Here is a 20,122-nt window from a genome sequence, read left to right on the forward strand (position 1 = left end):
CAAGTAAGAGTATAAATTAAAGCAAAACAGACAACTATGCAGCAACACGACGAGTTAAATTGCATCAGCCACGTGCCGATTTTCAAGAACCTCCCCCTGGACCTGCGCCAGGACTTGGTTCACATTTCGACCCACCAGCAGTTTTTTAAAAAAGGTAGCTTGATCCATGCCCCGGGCGACGGCCGCTTGTCGGTCATGTCCCTGGACTCAGGCCGGGCCAAGGTCTACAGCCTCAGCCCCGACGGCCATGAGCAGGTCCTCAGTTTAATGCAAAAGGGCGACATCAACGGGGAAGAAAACCTCTTTGACACGGAAAATGACGACCTCTTCATCGAAGCCCTGGAAGACAGCACGGCCTGCTCCATCAACTATTCCGACTTCCAGGACCTTCTGCTCAAGTCACCGGAGCTGTCCCTGCACCTCTTAAACGAGTTCGGCAAGCGCCTGGTCAGTGCCCAGAAGAATGCCATGCGCCGCAACAGCCTGGAAGCCGGCCCCCGCCTCTACGCCAGCCTGAAAGACTACGCTGATGAAGCGGGATCAAGCACCTTCACCCTGCCCTTGAAGAAGAAGGACCTGGCCAGCCTGCTGGGCATCACCCCCGAAACTCTCAGCCGGGAGTTCTCCAAATTAAAAAAGGATGGCTACATCGCCGCCAAAGGCAAGCAGATCACCATTCTCAAATAGAGTAAATAGCAAACTAAAAGGCAAAGCCGCTGGCTTTGCCTTTTTGCTATGTTAATTTGAAGTTGCCTGCCATGGAATGGCGCTGACAACATATAAAATGACGCCGGCGATCACGAAGTCCAGGAAGACCCCGCTGGCGATTTCCAGCCAGTAGCCCAGGTCGGCTACGGTAATCACCGAAGTATCCATAAAGATCGGCACCATGGCCAAGAGCCCGTAAACCAGGATAAACCAAAAGGCGGTCCACATCAGCCCGGCTGTCATGTCGTGAATTACCGCCCGCTTGGTGTGGCTGGCGAAAGCCTCCCGCAAAATCGAGACTAATGCCACCAGGCAGAGCAGGATCACCAGCAGGTTGACGATCCGGATGATCGTTATCAAGTTGGCCTCCAGCATGACCGTGGCCAGGTCAAAGGCGTTGCTGACGATATAGACTGAAGAATTGCTCTGCTTCTTCAGCTTCTTGCGGATGGCGGTCACCTGGTCAGTGTCCGTCTGCTCCTTCTTCAAGATCACGGCCTTGATATCCTTGGCCAGATCAAGATTGCTGGTATGGATAAAGTGCCAGCCGTACTTGTAGTCAATGATCAAGTCGGCAACTTCTCTGGCCTGATCGTCAGAGATCAGGTTCTTTTCATCACTGGACCCGTTGACGATCGTGGCCAGGCGGTTAAAGTGACTGTTGACCTGCTGACTGACCACAACCGTATTGCTGTCGGTCTTGATGGTTTCCTTCATGAAAGCAGGATTCAGAAAAGTTCCCGTGGCCAGCAATAAGCTGAGCAATAAGAAAGCTATAAAGGCCAAGGGACGCTTGTATTCTAACGCGTTGTCCGCGATTTCATAGTTGTTCCTTCGTCTGCGCGTTCCGGAACTTTCTGCCATGCGCTCGCTCCTAACTGTAAATTTCCTTGCCTTCGTCAAACATAGTGTCGATCTCGTTGTGGACCTCACCGATGTTGCTGTCGTCAATGATTCCATGACCTTCTTCCAGCACGGCCGTAATTTCTTCCGGATCCGCGTGCAAAAAGCTGTACATCAGGGAACTGGTTGAGTAGTCGGCCAGCTGGGTCGCGTTAAGACCGTGCTTTTCCCGGTCCCGGTACAAACGGCCGACCCCCGTAACGATAAAGGCAATCCCGGTCCGGATTTCCTGGTAGTTGCTGTATTCAGAAAAAGCATGGTGGGACTTCATCCACTCATCCAGCATCCGGCTCCAGTTGTCCAAAGAAGTCTGGTCAGTAAAGGCCTCCGTAATTACGCGGTCCAGGCCCTTGTCCGTCATCCCCAAAGTCGCGATCGTGTAGATCAAAGCGTCCACCCGGGCAAAGGGGTTCTTCTTGGGCACGTGATAGTTTGCTTCTACCTGGTCCCACATGGTGTTGAACAGGTTTCTGACGATGTCTGTCATCAACCGGGCCTTGTGGGGGTAGTAAGACTGCAGCAGAGACTTGGAAATACCCGAGTTCTCCGCGATCATCTGCAGGGAAACATGGTCAAAGCCATTGGCTCTGATCAAGCGGAAGGTGTTGTCCAAAATCTCCCGCCGTCTCTGCATGTTCTTTCTTCTTGCCATCGATCATCTCATCCTCTCTGTAAAGTTAATAAAATTATAGCAAGATTTCCTTGCCTAATCACAGCGATAACGCTTGATTTTACCCAAATCTGTTATTTTTCCCACTTTCTTCAGTCACATTCCTAAAAATAATCTAAAAAACAAGAGAAAAATCAACATAAACAAAAAAGGAGACCGCTAGCGGTCTCCCGTTTGATCGCGCCTTAGTCTTTGGTGAAGCGGTTTTGTTCATCAAAAATGTCGTGAATTGAGCGATCGTTGTAAATATGGTCAATCCCCTTGGCCAGGAGGCGGTCAACTGAGATCCGGACCATCCGGTCAGGATACTTTTCATGCTTGATGGTATCCGTAACCACGATTTGTTCCAGCGGCAAGCCGTTCAAGATCTTGATCGCGTCTTGTGACAGCAAGGCGTGGGTGGCAGCCGCGTAGACCTTGGTCGCGCCGGCAGCGAAAACTGACCGGGTTGATGAAGCCAGGCGGGTGCCAGTGTCGATCAAGTCGTCAACGATGATGCACTTCTTGCCCTTGACGTCACCGATCATGTCGTGGACGCTGTCATCGTAGCGGGCCCCGCGCTGGTCGACGATGGCGATCGGCGCGTTGAAGTACTGGCCGAAGACCCGGGCCAACTTAGTGCCGCTGTGGTCTGGTGAAACAACGACCACGTCGTCGTCATCCTTGGCCGCGATCCCGTTGTCCAGGAAGTATTGAGCCAAAAGCGGCATCGCGTGCAGGTGGTCAACCGGCACGTTGTAGAAGCCCTGGATTTGGGAAGCGTGCAAGTCGATGGTCAATACCCGGTCGATCCCAGTCAGCTGGAGCAGGTTGGCAATCAGCTTGGCCGTGATTGGTTCCCGGGACCGGGTCTTGGTGTCAGAGCGAGAGTAGGCCAGGTACGGGATCACGCAGTTGACCGTGTGGGCTGAAGCCCGGTGGAGGGCATCCAGGACGATTTCCAGTTCCATGAAGTTTTCATTGACCGGATCTTGAATTGACTGGATGACGAAGACGTCGCAGCCCCGGACGCTTTCCGCGATGTTGACCTGGATTTCACCGTCGCTGAAGTGGTGCACCGTCGTTTCGATCAAAGGAACGCCCAGCGTGCTGGCTACCTTTTCGTTCAATTGCGGATTGCCGCCGAGCCCGATCAGCTTCATCGGGTTGAGCAGCTTATGAATTTCTTCTTTTGTAATTGATGTCATCATGAGCCCCTTAGAAACACTCTCATTAATTGAATCTATTGTATCTACAGTAACATTATAGCAAAGGTTCGGCTTTGATCGGCCGTTTTCTCATTATTCCTTGCAAAAATCTTTGATCAGGTCCAAAATCTTCAAGCTGTCCACCACGTAGGAATCATGGGTCTGCCGCGGCATCAAAGCCAAGCGGCCGTTTGGAATCAAGCTGCTGTACCAGCGGACATGTTCGACTTTGACCCAGTCGTTTTCCCCGACCACGCAGAGAACGGGAATCTTGATCTGCTCCAGGCTTTCCGGCTCCATATAAGATTCAGTAAGTTCCACCCGGCTGTCGCGGTCAAAACGGAGAAAACGCCGGACCCCTTCTGTCAGATAGTGATACTTGTGAATCCCCCGGCCATCAATGAAGACCCCGGCCACGATCGCCTTGCCCAAAATATCGGGCTGCTGGCTGGCCAGCATCAAGGTCACTAAACCGCCAGAGTCGTAGCCAAAGACGTATGGCTGCTCCAAACCGAGCTCTTTGATGAAGACGGCCAGGTCTTCAACTTCAGTCTGGTAGTGCTCAGCCCCGTCGCCGCCGCTTAAGCCGTGCCCCCGCATGTCCAGGGTATAGACCGTGTAGTACAGTGATAAAGGCGCGATCACCTTGCTGTACATCCCCCCGTCCAAGTGGTGGCCGTGCAGCAGGATCAAGGGGTGGCCTTGACCGAGCTTTTGGTAGTAAAGATCGACTCCATTAACTTTGATGATCATCTTTGATCCTTTCCCTTACATAACTGCCTTGGTATTCCGAAGTCTGCGGCCGCTTGCTGAGGAGCTTCTTCCACAAGTGGGAAAAAATGCTCTTGTAGATCGAAATGTTGGCCCCCACGATGCTCCAGAAGTGATCCCAGCTGACTGTATGCACCGCGCTGTCGGCCCTTTGCCAGTAATGGTAAAGCGGCACGGAGCTGTAGTAGCAGCCTTCAGTCTGCATGAGATAGTCAATATTGAAAACCTGGTCTTCCATTAGGTCCAAGTCTTCGTTAAAGCGCAGGTGCAGGCGGCGGACCAGCTGGGTCTTGTAGCACTTGTTCCAGGTATAGCCCTTCACCGGCGAGTGGGCACTGCCCAAGACCTTTAAAACAGCCTCAAGCCGGGTCAATTCACCTTCAACTGGCTTAGTAATCGGCACGGACGGCTCCCCTGCTTGATCGACGTAGTAGCCGCAGGTCACCATGTCATCGTCTGGATGGCGGTCAAAAGCCTTGATAAAGTAGTCAGTGTAGTCCGGCTCAACCCAGTCGTCTCCATCGTGAAAAATAAAATACGGCGTGTCGACCATGTCCAGGCCCAGGTTCCGGGCGGCAGCTACCCCTTCATTAGCCTTGCTGACCAGGTCAAAATACTGGAAGCGGTCCTGGTAGCTAGCCGCGATTTCCGCCGTCGAATCAGTCGAGCCATCGTCAATGACCAGCAGTTTGAACTGCTGGTTCTTCTGCTCAAGCAAATAGTCCAAGGCCCGAGCCAGGTATTTCTCTTGGTTGTAGACAGTCATGATGACTGTCAGCTTCAAGTCGGCATTTGCTGGCAAAGCCGCATCCCCCTCTCCAAATCTATCCTTTACATTATATCATCTTCGCCGCGAATCTGCCGCTGGCCGGGGGTCTGCTTAAATTTTTGCTAAGAGAGATATCCCCAAAACAAACTCTAGTATAATTATAGGCGGAGCATGAAAATAAAAAACAAGGAGACTTAGCAAAATGAACATGAAAATCAAGAAAATCATTACGGCCTGCGCCCTCTTCCTGGGCCTGGGCCTAGCGGCTGGCAGGGTCTCTGCCGCCGAAGACACCACCCCGGTCATTACCCTGGGGACGTCATTAACTGAAAGCCAAAAGCAAGGCACCCTGGACGTTTTAAAGGGCGCCCTCAGCGACTCCAGCAGCTACAACACCTTGACGGTAACGGGCAGCGACCTGGTTACCTACCTGAACCCGTCCGGCAGCTCCTTTACCTCCTCTTCAGGAGTCTGGTCCAGCGCTGCCATTGAAAAAACCAGCTCCGGCAGCGGGATCAACGTCCGCATCCTCAACTACAACGGGCAAAACAACATCACTACCATTACCGCCAACCAGTACAGAAACGCGGCGGTAACGGCCGGGATCACTGACGCCAACATCTACGTCACTTCCGCGACCCCGATCGACGGTTCCGGCGCCCTGGCTGGGATCTACAAGGCCTACGCCAAGAGCGGGGAGAAGCTGAACCAGAAGCAGATCACCGCGGCCCAGGACGAATTGAACACCTTAAGCGGCATCACCAAGGAAAACAAGGGCAAGGACGGCTACTCCGACGCCCAGCTCAACAATGCCGTGGCCGGGGCCAAGAAGGAAATGGCCCAAAAGGGCTCAAGCATCACGAAGAACCAGATCGTTACGATCGTCAACAACCAGATCAAAAACAACAATCTGACCAACGTGATCACCAACGAACAGAAGCAGCAGATCGTCAACATCCTGGTTGAAATCCGCGACTCTGGTGCCCTCAACTCCTCTTCCTTCAAGCAGCAGGCCAGCCAGGCCATGAGCGCTATCCAGAAGAGCGCCAAGGGGATCTTCGCCAAACTGAATACCAGCGAAAACCGCAACGCCCTGCAGAAGCTCTGGGACGCCATCGTCAACTTCTTTACCAGCCTCTTCTCCAGTTTTGGCAAGTAATGAAGCAATAAAAATTGGACAATATCTAAAAATTAAAATATTCATGCAAAAAGCCCGCGCCAAGCGCGGGCTTTTTCTGTCTCTGCCTTACATCTGGTCCATATACTTGTTGAGCAGGCCGTCGACAAAGTTGTTGCCGGCACTGTTGGCGTGCCCCTTGACCCATTCGAATTCCGGCTGGGCAAACTTGGCCATTTCGCTGGCGATTTCCTGCCAGAGCTCGCGGTTGGCAACTGCCGACCCATCTGCCTTCTTCCAGCCCCGTCGCTGCCAGCTCTTGATCCAGGCCGGACCTTGCTCTGTGTCACTGACGGCCTTGATGACATACTGGGAGTCTAAAGAGAACAAGAGGGGCTGGTTATTTAAGCCCAGTTCTTCCAGCTTCTTCAAGCTTTCCAAAAAAGCAGTCATTTCCATTTCGTTGTTGGTGGCCCCAAAGCGGCCGCCGCTGGCGGACAATTTCTGGCCGCCATATTCGATCAAATAAGCCCAGGCTGCCTTGTCATCTGCCTGCACGTGCCCGCCCTTATGGGTTCCGTTGTTCCGGCAGCCCCCGTCGGTAAAAATATGGGCGGCGTACTTAGAAGTTGACGTAAATTCTTTTTTGTTTTTATTTTCAACTTGTTTATTTTGCCTTCCGCCCTGTCTGACCCGGGAAATAGCGGCCTGCAGGTCGTCCTCAGCCCCCTGCAGGGCCTTGAGCGAATCTTCCGGGTCCATCTGCAGGTAGTCCAGGGCCTCCATCATATTGCTGAAGGACTTGTATTCCGCCCCGGAAAAGCCCTTGACCTGTTCCTCTGCCTCCGGCCAACTGTGGTAGATTCCTGGCCGGTAGCCTTTTTTAACAACGTAAAATTTCATCTGCTCCCTCTCTTCTGCTAAAATGGTATGATGTTTACAAAGCAATTGTATCAGAGAAAGGCGGGACAACTGTGCTCTTTTTTAATTCCAAAAAGTATGCTGAAGAAACTGAAAAAAAGCGCGGCAAAAATCCCGACCCCCGGGACCATTCCCTGGCCATGATGTTCTTCTTAGGCATCCTGGCGACCTTTCCGCCTTGCCGGATCTTGCTGAAACTGCGGGGCAAGCGGGTCAGCGACCTGGCTGAAAACCGGGCAAGCGGCTCTAACCAGGTTCCGATCATCTACGTCCATGGCTTCCGCGGCGGGGACTACACCACTAAAGTGATGGTTGAAGATGCCCTCAAGCAAAAAGGCGACTCCCGCTTCTTGAAAGTAGAAGCTGACTTGACCGGCCGGATCAAGCTGACTGGCTGCTACACTGGCGACAAGCAGCCAATCATCCAGCTGGCCTTCAAGGACCGGATTGCCGGCTACCAGGCCATCAACTACTACCTCAGCTTCATCCTGCCTTTTCTGAGCAAAAAATACGGCTTTACCCGCTACAGCGCCGTGGCCCATTCTTTGGGCTCGCCTTGCGTGGTCGCTACGGAAATGCGCTATGCCAAGCGGAAAAACTTCCCCCACCTGGCCAGCTGCGCTTTGATCGCCGGCCCCTTCAACGGAGTCATGTATTTAGGCGACATCCCCAATGTCAACCGCTTGACTGAAAATGGCCGCCCAAGCGTGATGACCCCGCACTATTCCTATATGCTCCGCCACCGCCACGACTTCAGCCCCAGCATCCAGGTTTTGAACATTTACGGCAACGTCCTGGACACGACCAATTCCGACCGTTTCATCTCCGTGGTTTCCGCTAAAAGCATCCGCTATATCCTGGCCCCGGACGCGGTCTACTACCAGGAAGTCGAGGTCCGCGGCGACAATGCCGAGCACTCGCAGATGCATGACGAGCCCTTCGTCATTGGCATCCTGGACCGTTTTTTAGGTTTAGACAAAATCAAGAAAGGAATTTAAAAGTGACTGCCATCTCTTGGATCGATATTTGGCACATCATCTTCTTCGCCAACGCCATCCTGGCCCTCTGGACCGTCTTCCACAGAAAACGGTCGGTCGCTACCTCTTGGGCCTGGCTGATCGTCTTGATCATCCTGCCCGTTGTTGGCTTCATCATCTATGGCTTCGTCGGCCGGGGGATTTCCCAGGAAAACCTTTTTGCCATCAACCGGCAAAAGCACATCGGCCTCTCCAACGTGCAAAAAATGATCACCGAGGCCCCGGCTAAAATTGACCAAAATGACACCTCTCCCAGCGCCCACATCTTGATCAAGTACCTGGACAAGGACCAAGAGTCCCCCATCACCAAAAACAACAAGCTTAAGCTTTACACTGACGGGCATGCCAAGTTCCGGGACCTTTTTGCCGACATCAGACAAGCCAAGTCCAGCATCAACGTTGAATACTACACCATCTATAACGACGCCATCGGCAATGAATTCCTCAAGCTTTTGATCCAGAAAGCCCAAGAGGGGGTCCAGGTCCGGGTTCTCTACGACGCCTGGGGGTCATTCGGGGCCTCCAAGAGCTGGTTCAACCAGCTGACTGAAGCCGGCGGGGACGTTTTACCCTTCATTACTTCAAGAAACATGATTTCCCGGAACCGGATCAACTACCACCTCCACCGGAAGATCGTGGTCATCGACGGGGTTACCTCCTGGACCGGGGGCTTCAACGTCGGCGACCAGTACCTGGGCCGGAAGAAAAAATTCGGCTACTGGCGGGACACCCACCTCCGCCTGGTCGGGTCAGCCTCCCTGCTTTTGCAGGAAAGATTCGTGATGGACTGGAACGCTTCCGCCGTCCGGGAAGAAGAACTGATCAGCTTTGACGAGAAGCTCTTCCCCGATTTGGATGAAAATGACATCTCTAAAGGCGACATGGCCGTCCAGGTCGTTTCTGACGGCCCCGACAACGACGAGCCATACATGAGAAACGGCCTGGTCCGCTTGATGATGCTGGCCAGAAAGCGGGTCTGGATCCAGACCCCTTACTTGATTCCAGACGAAGCCATGATTGCCGCCTGGCAGATCCTGGCCAGCTCAGGGGTTGATCTGAGGATCATGATCCCCTGCATGCCGGACCACCCCTTCATCTACCGGGCAACCCAGTGGTACGCCAACCAATTGGTCAAGATCGGGGTCAAGGTCTATACCTACAACAACGGCTTCATGCACGCCAAGACCATCATCGTCGACGACAAGTACGCGACTGTCGGCAGCGTCAACCAGGACTACCGGTCTTATGACCTCAATTTTGAAGACAATGTCTTCGTTTATGACCGGGCCTTCAACAAGGAGATGTCCGACCAGTTTGAAAAGGACATGGAGCAGTCGACCCTTCTGACGCCGGAAATAATCAAGAAGCAGTCCCGCTGGCTGCACGCCTTGCAGAACTTCTCCCGCCTTTTATCACCAATTCTGTAAAAAATAAGAAACAAGAAAACAAGAGAAGATAAAACAAGAACAATTTAGAGCATATAAAAACGGGTTAGTCAGTTGACTAGCCCATTTTTCTTACGTCAATATTTACCCCGCGTTCCAGGCGCTGCATCAAGAAAGAGACCACGTCGCTGGCTTGCTTGTTGAAGCGGAGGTAGTAGATCTGGTGGCGGCTGGTTTCCAGGGCCGCGATCGACAGGTCGCCTACTTCCGGCGGCGCCGCGGTCAGGATCACCTGGCTGATTTCACTGTATTTCAAGGTCCGGCGGAAGTAGCCGCTCAAAACGACCCGCTTGTCGGCCAAACCAGACGTGGCTTCCAGAATCCCCGTCAAAATAAAGAGGGCCAGGAAGACGATAAAGCCAGGAGTGCCCATGTCCGAATAGCCCCAGCTGGTGGCCCCCAGCCAGACCAGCAGGATTGGCATGATCACCGCCGTCATCCGCCAGCGGGCCCGCATGATCACCGAAGCCTGGCAGTACCAGCTGTAGCCGGCATAGGCCGCCAGCAGGGTGTCGGCAACCAAGTAAAATAACGTGTCCATGGATTCACCTCAAATATAATATCTTCTGAAACTAGTAGCTTAATTATAGCAAATCAAGCGCTTATAATAGAATCAAAAGGCATTAAGCCGATTTTTCTTAAGAAAGAGGCAAAAAAATGGACCAAGCAAAACTTGCTGAATTTAAAGCAGACTTGAAAAAGGCCAAGCACCCCGTCTTTTTGACCGGGGCTGGCGTGTCAACCCACTCCGGCATCCCCGACTACCGGTCCAAAACTGGCATCTACAACGGGGTCAGCGAGCCCCCGGAAGTCATCTTGAGCGAGGAGACCCTCTATGACCGGCCCCAGCTTTTTTACGACTTCGTCATGCAAAACATGTACTTCCCGGACGCCAAGCCGAACCTGATCCACCAAAAGATCGCGGCCATCTGCAATGAAAAAGGGGCCCTCATCACCCAAAACATCGACACCCTGGACCGGCAGGCCGGCAACCAGCACGTGACCGAATTTCATGGCAACCTCTACGACATCTACTGCTCCAAGTGCAAGCAAAAGGTCAGCTATGAGGAATACGCCAAGGGCTACAAGCACGAGTGCGGCGGCATCATCCGGCCCGGCATCGTCCTTTACGGGGAAGGCATCAACCCGGACAATGTCAACCAGTCCATCCTGGAAATGCGGCAAAGTGACCTGGTCGTGATCGTCGGCACCAGCTTCGTCGTCTACCCCTTCGCCGGCCTCTTAGGCTACGCGCCAAAAGACGCCAAAATTTGGGCCGTCAACCTGACTGAGATCCCGGCACAAGGGATCAAGCAGCTGATCGGCGACGCCTTGGAAGTTTTTAAGGAAGTTTAGCCAGAGCAGCTTCAGCTGCTTCTTTTAAGACAATGGCCTGGTTGTGCTCTTCATCTTTAGCCCCGTACAAAAAGAGGACATCTTCTTTTTGCAAGAGCTCTTGCAAATGTTCCACGAAAGCCGGCCATTCCGGATTGTCCGCTAATTCTTCCAAGTAATATTGACGGAAGTCCGGATACCGGTCCGGGTCATGCTTGAACCAGCTCCGCAGTTCCCGGCTGGGAGCCAGCTCTTTCTCCCACTCGTCTAAATTGGCGACTTCCTTTTTGACCCCTCGAGGCCAGAGCCGGTCGACTAAGATCCGATAGCCGGCTGGCTGCTCTTTGGCATAGATACGGACAGTTTTGATCGTTGGCATAGGCGCACGCTTTCTCTTAAAGATGTTTTTTATTACAGCTTTTACTGTATTTCTTATTTTAGTTAGAAAGATTGATTAAGCAATGGACTACAGGAATTTTTTCACCGGCCGGCCCACCAGCGAAATCTGCCAGGACTTGATCGGCCGCCCTTTTTACTATCAAGCCGGCGGGGAAAAAATCGGCGGCTATATCGTTGAAGCCGAAGCCTACCTGGGGGTAAAGGACCGGGCCGCCCACTCCTTTGGGGGAAGAAGAAGCCAGGCTAACGAGGGCCTGTGGCGGGCAGGCGGAACCATCTATATTTACTCCCAGCGACAGTACGTCTTTTTCGACGTGGCCTGCCAGGAGGAAGGCAACCCCCAGGGAGTCTTGATCCGGGCCATTGAGCCAGTCTGGGGCATCGACGAAATGACCAAAAACCGGGGCGGCAAAAACGGGGTCCTTTTGACCAACGGACCAGCCAAATTAATGCAGGCCATGGGTATCAAGTCAAGAAAATGGGACCTGGCCCCTTTGGCGGACAGTCCTTTCACCATTGATTTGACTGAGAAAAAAGTGGCTAAAGAAATCATTGCTTCTCCTAGAATCGGGATCGTCCAGGCTGACCCGGAATGGGCCCAGGCGCCTCTTCGCTATTACGTGGCCGGCAACCCCTACGTTTCTGGCATGAAGAAGCGGGACTGGGCGGAAGATCACGGCTGGGCGTGAATAAGAAAAGCGCTGACAATCGCCAAAAATTCAAAAAGCTAATTTTTTCTTGACTTTTTCTTAAAAGTAATTTAGCCTAAATGTAGTTAAAAAATTATCCAATACAATAGAGGTCGCGATCGTTCACAAAAGCAAGGGGAGCTCACTGACAGTGCTGAGCCTTGTCACTAAGGGATATCGCCGAAATCAGCAGGGTGGTCGTGCGCGCTGTTGGTTGGGCTGCAGGAGAAAATTCTGCAGACTGTCCTAGTTTTCTAGGGAGCGCTATAATTTTTGGTATTCATACTGAATTTTACAGAAACAAAGCAAGCCTCATTGTACATGCAATGGGGCTTTTTTGCCGCTTTTTATTGTATTTCATAACTTGCAAAAAGCATATCGGAGGTTTATTCAGATGAAAAAGCACAGCAGCTGGATCAGCGCCTTAATGGCGGCGGTCCTGACGCTTGTCTTAGCTGTCAGTTGGAGCCAGCCGGCGCAAGCCAGCGGCACCTTGAAGATTGGGATGGAAGCCAACTACGCTCCATACAACTGGACCCAGACCACGTCCGCTAACGGCGCGGTCAAGATCGACGGGACCAGCTCCTACGCCAATGGTTACGACGTCAAGATCGCCAAGATCATTGCCAAGAAGCTGGGCAAGAAGGTCATCGTGGAAAAGACCCAGTGGGACGGGCTTTTGCCAGCCCTGACCAGTGGCAAGATCGACTTGATCATTGCCGGGATGAGCCCGACGGCTGAAAGACGGAAGGCCATCAACTTTACCACTCCATACCGGACCACCAACTTCGTGGTCATCGTCAACAAGCAGAGCAAGTACGCCAAGGCCAAGTACCTGACTGACTTCAAGGGGGCCAAGCTGACCGCCCAGCAAGGGACTCTGCACTATGACCTGATCAAGCAGCTGCCAGGCGCTACGCGTGAGCCAGCCTCCAAGGACTTCGCCGCCATGCGGGAATCCCTGGAAGCAGGTACGATCGACGGTTACGTGGCTGAAGACACGGAACTGACCTCCTTCAAGATGGTCGACTCCAACATCACCGGGGTCAACCTGTCCAAGATGAAGGGCTTCAAGGTTTCCTCTTCTGACGCTGAAGTTTCCATCGGGGTCAAGAAGGGCAACGACCAGCTGCTCAGCCAGGTCAACAAGGTTTTGGCCGGCATTTCCACTTCAGAAAGAAACAAGCTGATGAAGGAAGCTGTTCAGCAGCAGCCGCAGACCAACACCAAGAAGGAAAACTGGCTGGTCTCCATGCTGAAGAACTACGGGCAGATGATCCTGGAAGGGATCGGGATGACTCTCTTGATCTCCTTGATCGGTACCATTGCCGGTTTCTTCATCGGTTTATTGGTCGGGATCGTGCGGACTATTCCAGAGCCAAAGAACAAGTTCAAGAAGGGCCTTTTAGCCTTCTGCAAGTGGCTTTTGTCAGTCTACGTTGAAATCTTCCGCGGTACGCCAATGATGGTTCAAGCCGCGGTTATCTACTACGGGATTGCCCAGTTCTGGCACATCAACTTGAACAGAACGGTTGCCGCTTTGATCATCGTCTCCATCAACACCGGGGCCTACCTGGCCGAAGTCATCCGCGGGGGGATCATCTCCACGCCGAAGGGGCAGTTTGAAGCCGCCAGTGCTTTGGGGATGACCCACAACCAGAGAATGTGGAACATCATCCTGCCGCAGGCCATCCGGAACTGCCTGCCGTCAATCACCAACGAATTTATCGTCAACATCAAGGACACTTCAGTATTGAGCATCATTTCAGTATCAGAACTGTTCTTCGTTGGTTCAACGATTGCCAGCCAGAGCTTCCAGTTCTTCCAAACCTACCTGGTCATCTCGGTCATCTACCTCTTCTTGACCTTTACGATCACCCGGATCTTCAACTTGATTGAAAAGCACATCGAAGGTCCTGAAAACTACAATATGATGGCCAACCAAGTTCAAGTCGGCAAGCAGGAAGGAGACAAGTAAAAGATGGCTGATTACAAGGACAATGAAACTATTTTAAATGTTCAGCACCTGCAAAAGGCTTACGGTGAACACCAGGTTTTGAAGGATATTTCCTTTGAAGTCCACAAGGGCGAGGTTATGACGGTCATCGGTCCTTCCGGTGGCGGTAAGTCAACCATGCTCCGCTGCATCAACTTGCTGGAAGATCCAACTGGCGGGAAAATTCTTTTCCATGACCAAAACATCCTGGATGAAAACTTCAACATCCCCCACTACCGGTCCAAGGTCGGCATGGTTTTCCAGCAGTTTGAGCTTTTTGAAAACAAGAACGTCTTGCAAAACTGCATGATCGGCCAGGAACTGGTTCTGAAGCGGTCAAAGGAAGAAGCCAAGAAGATTGCCTTGGAGAACCTGAAGACCGTTGGGATGGACCCTTACGTCGACGCTAAGCCCCGCCAATTGTCTGGTGGGCAGAAACAGAGAGTAGCGATTGCCAGAGCCATCTCCATGAACCCGGAAATCCTCCTCTTCGACGAACCGACTAGTGCCCTTGACCCGGAAATGGTCGGAGAAGTTTTGGAAACCATGAAGAAGCTGGCCAAGACCGGTTTGACCATGATCGTGGTTACCCACGAAATGGCCTTCGCCAAGGAAGTTTCCGACCAGGTCCTCTTCATGAGCGATGGTTACGTGGCTGAACAAGGCAGCCCGGATGAAATCTTCAACCATCCGCAAAGCGAAAAGACCCAGAAGTTCTTAGCCAACTTCCGTGGCCCGCAAATTTAATAGATTAAACGAACACAAAACAAAAGCAGCCTCACGGCTGCTTTTCTGTTTGCGGAAAATAACGCGATTTAAATTCTTGCGAAGTTCATCGAAAAAATTCAAAAAAAACTTTTTTAAACAAATAAATAAAAATCAAAGAAAAAATAGCTAAATTTATGTTTCAATGCCAAATCAAAGTACTTTAAGAGTATAATTAACTATGTGAAAGGTTTGTGAGATGATGAGCTTTTCTTGTTGTGCTAGTGTATTGCTGCGATAGTGCTGAAGAATGATAGGGATATATGTTTCTTGTACACGTTTCTTCATTACTAAAAACACTGTAGTGCTATTACACTAACGAGAAAGATGGACTTTGTGAGGTGGAAAGGATGAAAAGAAAAATTGTATTTGGTCTGCAATTAATCGTTAACGTGTATTTTGCTACTTGGCCTTTGCGGTTGATTGTAGATAATTCAGCTAAGTGGCGCTTGTCTGGACCAGCCAATGGCTTTTTTGGCTTCATGGACCGGGTCGCCAAAAGTATTTCTTGGCCGCTCTTTTTAGTCTACCTGCTTTTGCTGGTAATGATTGCAGTGGCCGTTCTTTGGACTTGGTTCTTTGAGTGCAAACAAGACACGATAAAACAAGGTTGGCAGAAGATTATCTGGTTTTTGCAGCTGATCATTAATGAACTGGGTTGTCTGGGTTTAACCTCATCATGGACTATGATGCTAGAGTACGACAGTGATCCAGGATGGGCCATTATTGTTGACCTGTTCATGCTTTTTATCATAGTTATTTTCGCTTTTGCCTTAACTGAAAAGTTTACTAATCGTGGAGGAGATAATTCTGGATCATACCCATCGTAGCACTAACAACTAAATCACAAATACAAGAAAAGGCTTCCGCTTACCGCGGAAGCCTTTTGCTTATCTTCTTTCTATCTTACTTGGCCAAGCCTTCAAAGGTGTAGACGAAGGCGTCGCGCTGACTCTTTTGGTCGTGGGCCAGGTAGCGGACCTCCAACAAGTACTGCTTGCCCTTGAAGTTATAGACGCGGCCTACTTGCTCTTTTTCTTTAAGGCTCTCATCCATCAGTTCCAAAAGCGTCTGCTTGAATGGATAATCCTGACTGAGTTGCTCAATGGCGCCTTCAGACGGTTCACCATAGCGGCCCAAGGCCCGCCGGCAGCTCTCATTCATGAAGCTGGCCCGCACCTTCTGGTCAGTGCCGCGCTCCAGGATGCAGATCGGCAACTTGATGCCGACAGCTGACTGGCCGGTCTGATCAATCATCGGGTCAAACAGCACATTAACCTGGCTGATCTGGTCATAGTAGTGGTTGCTGCAAGGATCCTCCAGTTGGCCGGCCTCCAGCTTTGCCAAAAATTCTTCTTCCGGAATCGGCTTGGAGAACAAGTAGCCCTGCTGGCGCTCGCAGCCAATTTCCCGCAAGAAATCCGACTGCTCCTGGGTTTCCACCCCTTCACAAAGGGTGTGCATCCCCAGCTTTTTAGCCATGTCAACCACAATGGCCAGCAAGGTCTTGACCTTGGACCGGCTGTTAAAGTCCCGCAAAAAGACCATATCGATCTTCAAAAGGTCAAAATCATATTCATCCAAATTATTGAAGTTGGAATAGCCGCTGCCGAAGTCGTCCATCCAGACCTCATAACCGCTCTTATGAAAATTAGCGATAGCCTGCCGCAATTCCTGCGGTTTGCTGGTCACGGTCGATTCCAGGATTTCGATTTTCAGCAGACTGGATGGCAGCTTAAATTGCTGGCGGATTTTTTCAATCTCGGCAAAAATGTCGCAGACCTGGAAGTCCACCCGGGAGAGGTTGACCGAGATCGGCACCAAAGGCTTCTTTTCCTCTCTTCTTCTGGCCAGCATAGCGCAGACTTGGCGGATGATGGATAAGTCCAGCTTGTGCACCAGGTGGGCCTCTTCCAGAACCTCAATAAAGAAATTCGGTCCCAAAACCCCGTACTTGGGGTCAACCCAGCGGGCCAGGGCTTCTGCCCCGCAGATCCGCCCGGTCAAGCTGCGGCTCTCCAGCTGGAAGTAAGGCCGGATCCAGCCCTCGTCCAAGGCTTTTTGGAAGTTCTCCAGGACATAGCCCCGTCTTTCAAATTCTTCCCGGACTTCCCTGTTGTAGACCTGGCAGACAACAGCCCGGTTGTTGTTGAGGTAGCGCAAAGCCCGCTTGGCCTTGTCGACCGCCGTCATCAAACCCTCGCTGACGTCTTTATAGTGGTAGACCCCGGCCCGGATGCTGGCGTCTGTCTCCTTGTTAACCTCATCTGCCGCCTCTTCCAGGCTCTTTACCAGGTCGGGCGCGTCCGTGGCCAAGAGGAAGTTGTCTTCCGCGAAGCGGACCAATACTCCATCCTTAAAAAACTTCTGCAGAATTTGGGCAATCTGCAAGAGAAGCTGGTCGCCCTTCTCAAAGCCATAACGGTTGTTGTAGGCCTGCATGTTGCTGACGTTGATCAAAACAACAGCAGGTGTGTCCCCTTTTTCCAGGCAAGACTTAAGATAGGAGCAGGCAAAACTGTGGAAGTAGTTGGTGTTAGGCAGGCCAGTCACCTTGTCGACGAAGAAGTTGTTTTCCCGGATTTCCCCATCCAGGTCCCGCTTTTGGTGGTAGACCTTTTCTTCCGCGATCCGCAATTGCGCCGCCAGATCCCCGTCAGCCATGTCCAAGCGGACAGCAGAAGTCACCAGCTGGGGCGAAACAGACAGGCCATGCACATCAGACAGATGCTTGACCTCTTCCTGCATGTCGTCAAAAAAGCTTTTGACCGCGGCGTCATCAGCCAGCTTCACCACGGCTAAAAATTCATCCCCGCCATAGTGGCAGCTGAAGCCGTGCATCTTCTCAGCCAGCTGCTCAACCGCCTGGCTGACCACAAACAAGACCCGGTCGCCTTCTGACCGGCCATAGATGTCATTGATCGACCTGAGGCCGTTCATATCGATTAAAAGCAGGTAGTATTCACGGCTGCTTCCCCGTCTTTGAATGCTTCTTAGGTGGGTTCTCAGCTTTTCCCGGCCCTTGATGTTGCTCAAGCTGCCCAAAGACACGGTGTCAACCAGAGTTCTAAACTGGTAAACCGCCAGGAACAAGAGGCAAGCCGTGGCTACGTAGGCGTAAAATGGAAAGGTATCGACGTAGATGTCCAGGCCACCGAAGATGACCAGGAGCATCGGCCAGCTGGCCGTGGTCAGGTAAAATTGCCGGATATTTTTGGAAGGGCTCTGCCGGATCCCATTGATGGCCAGACCAATCGCGGCCAAAGAATACAGGAGGGGAACCAGCAAAAGCAGGAGGTTGTAAAGGAGGGTTGGCTGAAGCTGGGCCGTTAAGAGCCAGCCAGGGTTGATCAAGAGAACGAACAGTTCAAAGATCCCATTAAGCAGGGCAACTGAGCAGACCAGCATCCGCTTGGACCGGCTGTCGGCCAGGCTGAATTCCCCACATTGATCGATGTAGAAAAAGACTGCCAGACTGACGAAGTCCAGCATCCACAGCTTATACGTCCCGGTAAAAAGCAGACCTGCCTGGCTGGCTGGCAGAACCCCGCCCGTTTGCAGCTTGTCCAGGGCGTCGCCTAAAAAATAAAGGGTTTCACTGACCAGCGATACCGCCAGCCACTTTTCTCTTTTGCCATAGTTCGTAATTGGCTTTAAAGCGCCGGTCAAGATCAGCATGATTGCCATGCAGAAGAATTCCCCCAGCGCGTAAAGCAGAGCCGTATTTGTCATTTTCCCGCGATCCCCTTTAATCTAAAAGTTGCCTACCTTAATTTGTCCTTTTTACCTTTAGATTATAGCCCATATTTGCTTGAAAAAAAGTTTTTTGAGCTGATAGCTTATTAAATTATAGCTACAACGCTATCTAGTTATAAAAGTAATTTTAGCAGTGTTTTCCGAACAATTATTTTGTTATCAGTGTAAATCCCGTTATAGCAGCTTTTATTCAAAAGTTTCAGTAGATATTATAATAAAAACAAAATTAAAAAGCTGACAATTATAAATAAAATAGTACACCCTTGCTTGTGGCCCAGAAAACAAAACAACGCCAGCCGGCTGGCTGACGCTGCTTGAGAACTGTTTGCTATCGATGAGTATTTTAGCCTAAAACGCGAACGGCAAAGCTTGGCGTGTAGGAGGACACGCTGCCGACCATCACGTTTTGGCCAGGGGCTGGAGCCATGACGTATTGGCCGCCGCCCAAGGCGATGGCTACGTGGTAGGCTGAACCGTATGAACCCCAGAAGTAGAGGTCGCCAGCTTGGGCGCTGGCTACGCTGATCTTGGTGCCGGCGTATTGCTGGGTGTAAGTAGTCCGGCCCAGGTTGATGCCGAAGTGGCTGTAAACGTATTGTACCAAGCCAGAGCAGTCAAAGCCACTTGGCGTGGTCCCGCCCCAAACGTAAGGCACGCCCAGGAAAGTCAAAGCGTATGAAGTAATCGCGCTGGCACTGGCTGATGCGGTTGAAGTTGAGCTAGAAGTTGAACCAGTTGGTGCCTGGCTGACTGCTTGACTGCTGCTTGCTGCAGTATTGGTATTTGAAGCCGTCGTGTTAGTGCTTGACGCGGTGTTGGTAGTTGCTGCCGTGTTAGTGCTTGAAGTGGTACTTGAAGCAGTTGATGCTGCAGTATTAGTGTTGGTCGTGGTAGACGCACTGGTGTTAGAAGCAGTTGACTGGCTTTGAGCCTTGGCACTAGTGCTGGTGTTAGTAGTGGTGCTCTTCGTCTTAGTAGTAGTCTTCTTGGCCTTTGGCGCCTGGCTGGAAGCAGTCGTGCTGGTTGATGCAGTATTAGTGCTTGCAGCAGTTGAGCTTGAGCCAGTAGTTACGCCGCCCACCCCGTAAGTAGTCATGCCGGCCCGCAAATTCAAGCTTTGGCCGATCAAGATGGTGCTGCTTGATAAGTTGTTGGCCTTCATCAAGGCACTCACGGAAACGCCGTACTTCTTAGCCAGGCTCCATAAAGTGTCGCCCTTTACAACCGTGTGGGTAGTTGCAGTAGTGTTTACGCTAGTTGCAGCAGACGTGCTAGTCTTGGCAGCCTTGACCGCCTTAGTTGACTTGGCTGGGATCTGCAGCTTCTGGCCCACGTAGATCAAGTGGCCGGAAACGCCGTTAGCCTTCTTCAAGTCGCTTACTGAAACGCCGTACTTCTTTGACAAGCCCCACAGGGTGTCGTTCTTAACAACAGTGTAGCTGTCAGCCAAAGCGTTGGCACCCGTGGTCAAAAGGGCGCCGGAAGCACTCAGCGTTGCCAAAGCAGTCATCAACAGATTCTTTTTCTTCATGAAACTTCTTTTCTCCTTTAACATGTGGTTTGTTTGCTAACAATCTATAGTATAACTTTCAATTGTTACAAGAATGTATCGGTCTGATTACAAAACGAAAAAGCGCTGCGGGTTGTTCTGTAG

At 51.6% G+C, this 20,122-nt stretch carries 19 protein-coding genes and 1 riboswitch; of the genes, 9 read left to right on the forward strand and 10 right to left on the reverse strand.

All coding sequences use genetic code 11. The annotated features are described in order from the left end of the window. The first annotated feature begins 36 nt into the window (after nucleotides 1-36). Entirely contained in the window at nucleotides 37-687 is a 651-nt protein-coding gene (locus tag ACYVUV_RS09965; protein WP_439776115.1) for a Crp/Fnr family transcriptional regulator, read from the forward strand. A gap of 51 nt (nucleotides 688-738) precedes the next feature. Here ACYVUV_RS09965 and ACYVUV_RS09970 read toward each other — a convergent pair whose 3' ends face one another. The 5 genes from ACYVUV_RS09970 to ACYVUV_RS09990 all read right to left on the reverse strand — a co-directional run bounded on the left by ACYVUV_RS09970 (nucleotide 739) and on the right by ACYVUV_RS09990 (nucleotide 5,005). Further along, complete coding sequence (locus ACYVUV_RS09970) at nucleotides 739-1,572, reverse strand: hypothetical protein (protein WP_439776116.1); 834 nt, start codon at nucleotides 1,570-1,572, stop codon at nucleotides 739-741. A gap of 10 nt (nucleotides 1,573-1,582) precedes the next feature. Further along, nucleotides 1,583-2,263 carry a TetR/AcrR family transcriptional regulator gene (locus ACYVUV_RS09975; RefSeq protein ID WP_439776117.1) on the reverse strand — a complete coding sequence of 227 codons (681 nt, stop codon included), beginning with the start codon at nucleotides 2,261-2,263 and terminating at the stop codon, nucleotides 1,583-1,585. Nucleotides 2,264-2,466: 203 nt separating this feature from the next. Beyond that, nucleotides 2,467-3,468, reverse strand: coding sequence for a ribose-phosphate diphosphokinase (locus ACYVUV_RS09980; protein ID WP_439776118.1), 1,002 nt, complete (start codon nucleotides 3,466-3,468; stop codon nucleotides 2,467-2,469). A 93-nt stretch (nucleotides 3,469-3,561) separates the two neighbouring features. Next, complete coding sequence (locus ACYVUV_RS09985; protein WP_439776119.1) at nucleotides 3,562-4,221, reverse strand: alpha/beta fold hydrolase; 660 nt, start codon at nucleotides 4,219-4,221, stop codon at nucleotides 3,562-3,564. Then, nucleotides 4,205-5,005, reverse strand: a complete 801-nt coding sequence (locus ACYVUV_RS09990) for a glycosyltransferase family 2 protein (RefSeq protein WP_439776162.1) — start codon at nucleotides 5,003-5,005, stop codon at nucleotides 4,205-4,207. The genes ACYVUV_RS09985 and ACYVUV_RS09990 overlap by 17 nt, the downstream gene beginning before the upstream one ends. A 205-nt stretch (nucleotides 5,006-5,210) precedes the next feature. Here ACYVUV_RS09990 and ACYVUV_RS09995 point away from each other — a divergent pair, with 205 nt between their 5' ends. Then, entirely contained in the window at nucleotides 5,211-6,167 is a 957-nt protein-coding gene (locus tag ACYVUV_RS09995; protein WP_439776120.1) for a DUF1002 domain-containing protein, read from the forward strand. Nucleotides 6,168-6,254: 87 nt separating this feature from the next. On the opposite strand, the gene ACYVUV_RS10000 is transcribed toward ACYVUV_RS09995, so the two are convergent. Beyond that, entirely contained in the window at nucleotides 6,255-7,028 is a 774-nt protein-coding gene (locus ACYVUV_RS10000) for a ribonuclease H family protein (RefSeq protein ID WP_439776121.1), read from the reverse strand. Between the two features lie 71 nt (nucleotides 7,029-7,099). Between ACYVUV_RS10000 and ACYVUV_RS10005 the strand changes: the two genes are divergently transcribed. Then, entirely contained in the window at nucleotides 7,100-8,044 is a 945-nt protein-coding gene (locus ACYVUV_RS10005; RefSeq protein ID WP_484499302.1) for an alpha/beta hydrolase, read from the forward strand. A gap of 2 nt (nucleotides 8,045-8,046) precedes the next feature. Beyond that, entirely contained in the window at nucleotides 8,047-9,510 is a 1,464-nt protein-coding gene (gene cls, locus ACYVUV_RS10010; protein WP_439776123.1) for a cardiolipin synthase, read from the forward strand. A 76-nt stretch (nucleotides 9,511-9,586) separates the two neighbouring features. On the opposite strand, the gene ACYVUV_RS10015 is transcribed toward cls, so the two are convergent. Beyond that, nucleotides 9,587-10,069, reverse strand: a complete 483-nt coding sequence (locus ACYVUV_RS10015) for a hypothetical protein (RefSeq protein WP_439776124.1) — start codon at nucleotides 10,067-10,069, stop codon at nucleotides 9,587-9,589. Between the two features lie 116 nt (nucleotides 10,070-10,185). On the opposite strand from ACYVUV_RS10015, the gene ACYVUV_RS10020 reads away from it, so the two are divergent. Next, on the forward strand, nucleotides 10,186-10,884 hold the full coding sequence (locus ACYVUV_RS10020; protein WP_439776125.1) for an NAD-dependent protein deacylase: 699 nt from the start codon (nucleotides 10,186-10,188) through the stop codon (nucleotides 10,882-10,884). Here the strand turns inward: ACYVUV_RS10020 and ACYVUV_RS10025 are convergent. Further along, nucleotides 10,871-11,242, reverse strand: a complete 372-nt coding sequence (locus ACYVUV_RS10025) for a DUF488 domain-containing protein (RefSeq protein ID WP_439776126.1) — start codon at nucleotides 11,240-11,242, stop codon at nucleotides 10,871-10,873. The two genes, ACYVUV_RS10020 and ACYVUV_RS10025, sit on opposite strands and share 14 nt — an antisense overlap. Nucleotides 11,243-11,324: 82 nt before the next feature. Between ACYVUV_RS10025 and ACYVUV_RS10030 the strand changes: the two genes are divergently transcribed. The 4 genes from ACYVUV_RS10030 (at nucleotide 11,325) to ACYVUV_RS10045 (ending at nucleotide 15,542) form a co-directional block, all read left to right on the forward strand. Next, on the forward strand, nucleotides 11,325-11,951 hold the full coding sequence (locus tag ACYVUV_RS10030) for a DNA-3-methyladenine glycosylase (protein ID WP_439776127.1): 627 nt from the start codon (nucleotides 11,325-11,327) through the stop codon (nucleotides 11,949-11,951). 99 nt (nucleotides 11,952-12,050) lie between these two features. Next, nucleotides 12,051-12,226, forward strand: a riboswitch (Lysine riboswitch). Nucleotides 12,227-12,345: 119 nt separating this feature from the next. Then, nucleotides 12,346-13,929, forward strand: a complete 1,584-nt coding sequence (locus tag ACYVUV_RS10035) for an ABC transporter substrate-binding protein/permease (RefSeq protein WP_439776128.1) — start codon at nucleotides 12,346-12,348, stop codon at nucleotides 13,927-13,929. 3 nt (nucleotides 13,930-13,932) lie between these two features. Next, nucleotides 13,933-14,694: an amino acid ABC transporter ATP-binding protein gene (locus ACYVUV_RS10040; RefSeq protein WP_439776129.1), complete on the forward strand. Its 762-nt coding sequence runs from the start codon at nucleotides 13,933-13,935 to the stop codon at nucleotides 14,692-14,694. A gap of 368 nt (nucleotides 14,695-15,062) precedes the next feature. Beyond that, nucleotides 15,063-15,542: a hypothetical protein gene (locus tag ACYVUV_RS10045; RefSeq protein ID WP_439776130.1), complete on the forward strand. Its 480-nt coding sequence runs from the start codon at nucleotides 15,063-15,065 to the stop codon at nucleotides 15,540-15,542. A 76-nt stretch (nucleotides 15,543-15,618) separates the two neighbouring features. On the opposite strand, the gene ACYVUV_RS10050 is transcribed toward ACYVUV_RS10045, so the two are convergent. Both ACYVUV_RS10050 and ACYVUV_RS10055 read right to left on the reverse strand, forming a co-directional pair. Beyond that, nucleotides 15,619-18,444, reverse strand: coding sequence for an EAL domain-containing protein (locus ACYVUV_RS10050; RefSeq protein ID WP_439776131.1), 2,826 nt, complete (start codon nucleotides 18,442-18,444; stop codon nucleotides 15,619-15,621). Nucleotides 18,445-18,811: 367 nt separating this feature from the next. Then, nucleotides 18,812-19,999, reverse strand: coding sequence for a C40 family peptidase (locus ACYVUV_RS10055; RefSeq protein WP_484499303.1), 1,188 nt, complete (start codon nucleotides 19,997-19,999; stop codon nucleotides 18,812-18,814). Between the last annotated feature and the right edge of the window lie 123 nt (nucleotides 20,000-20,122).

The sequence above is a fragment of the Lactobacillus sp. WILCCON 0149 genome (assembly GCF_057197965.1).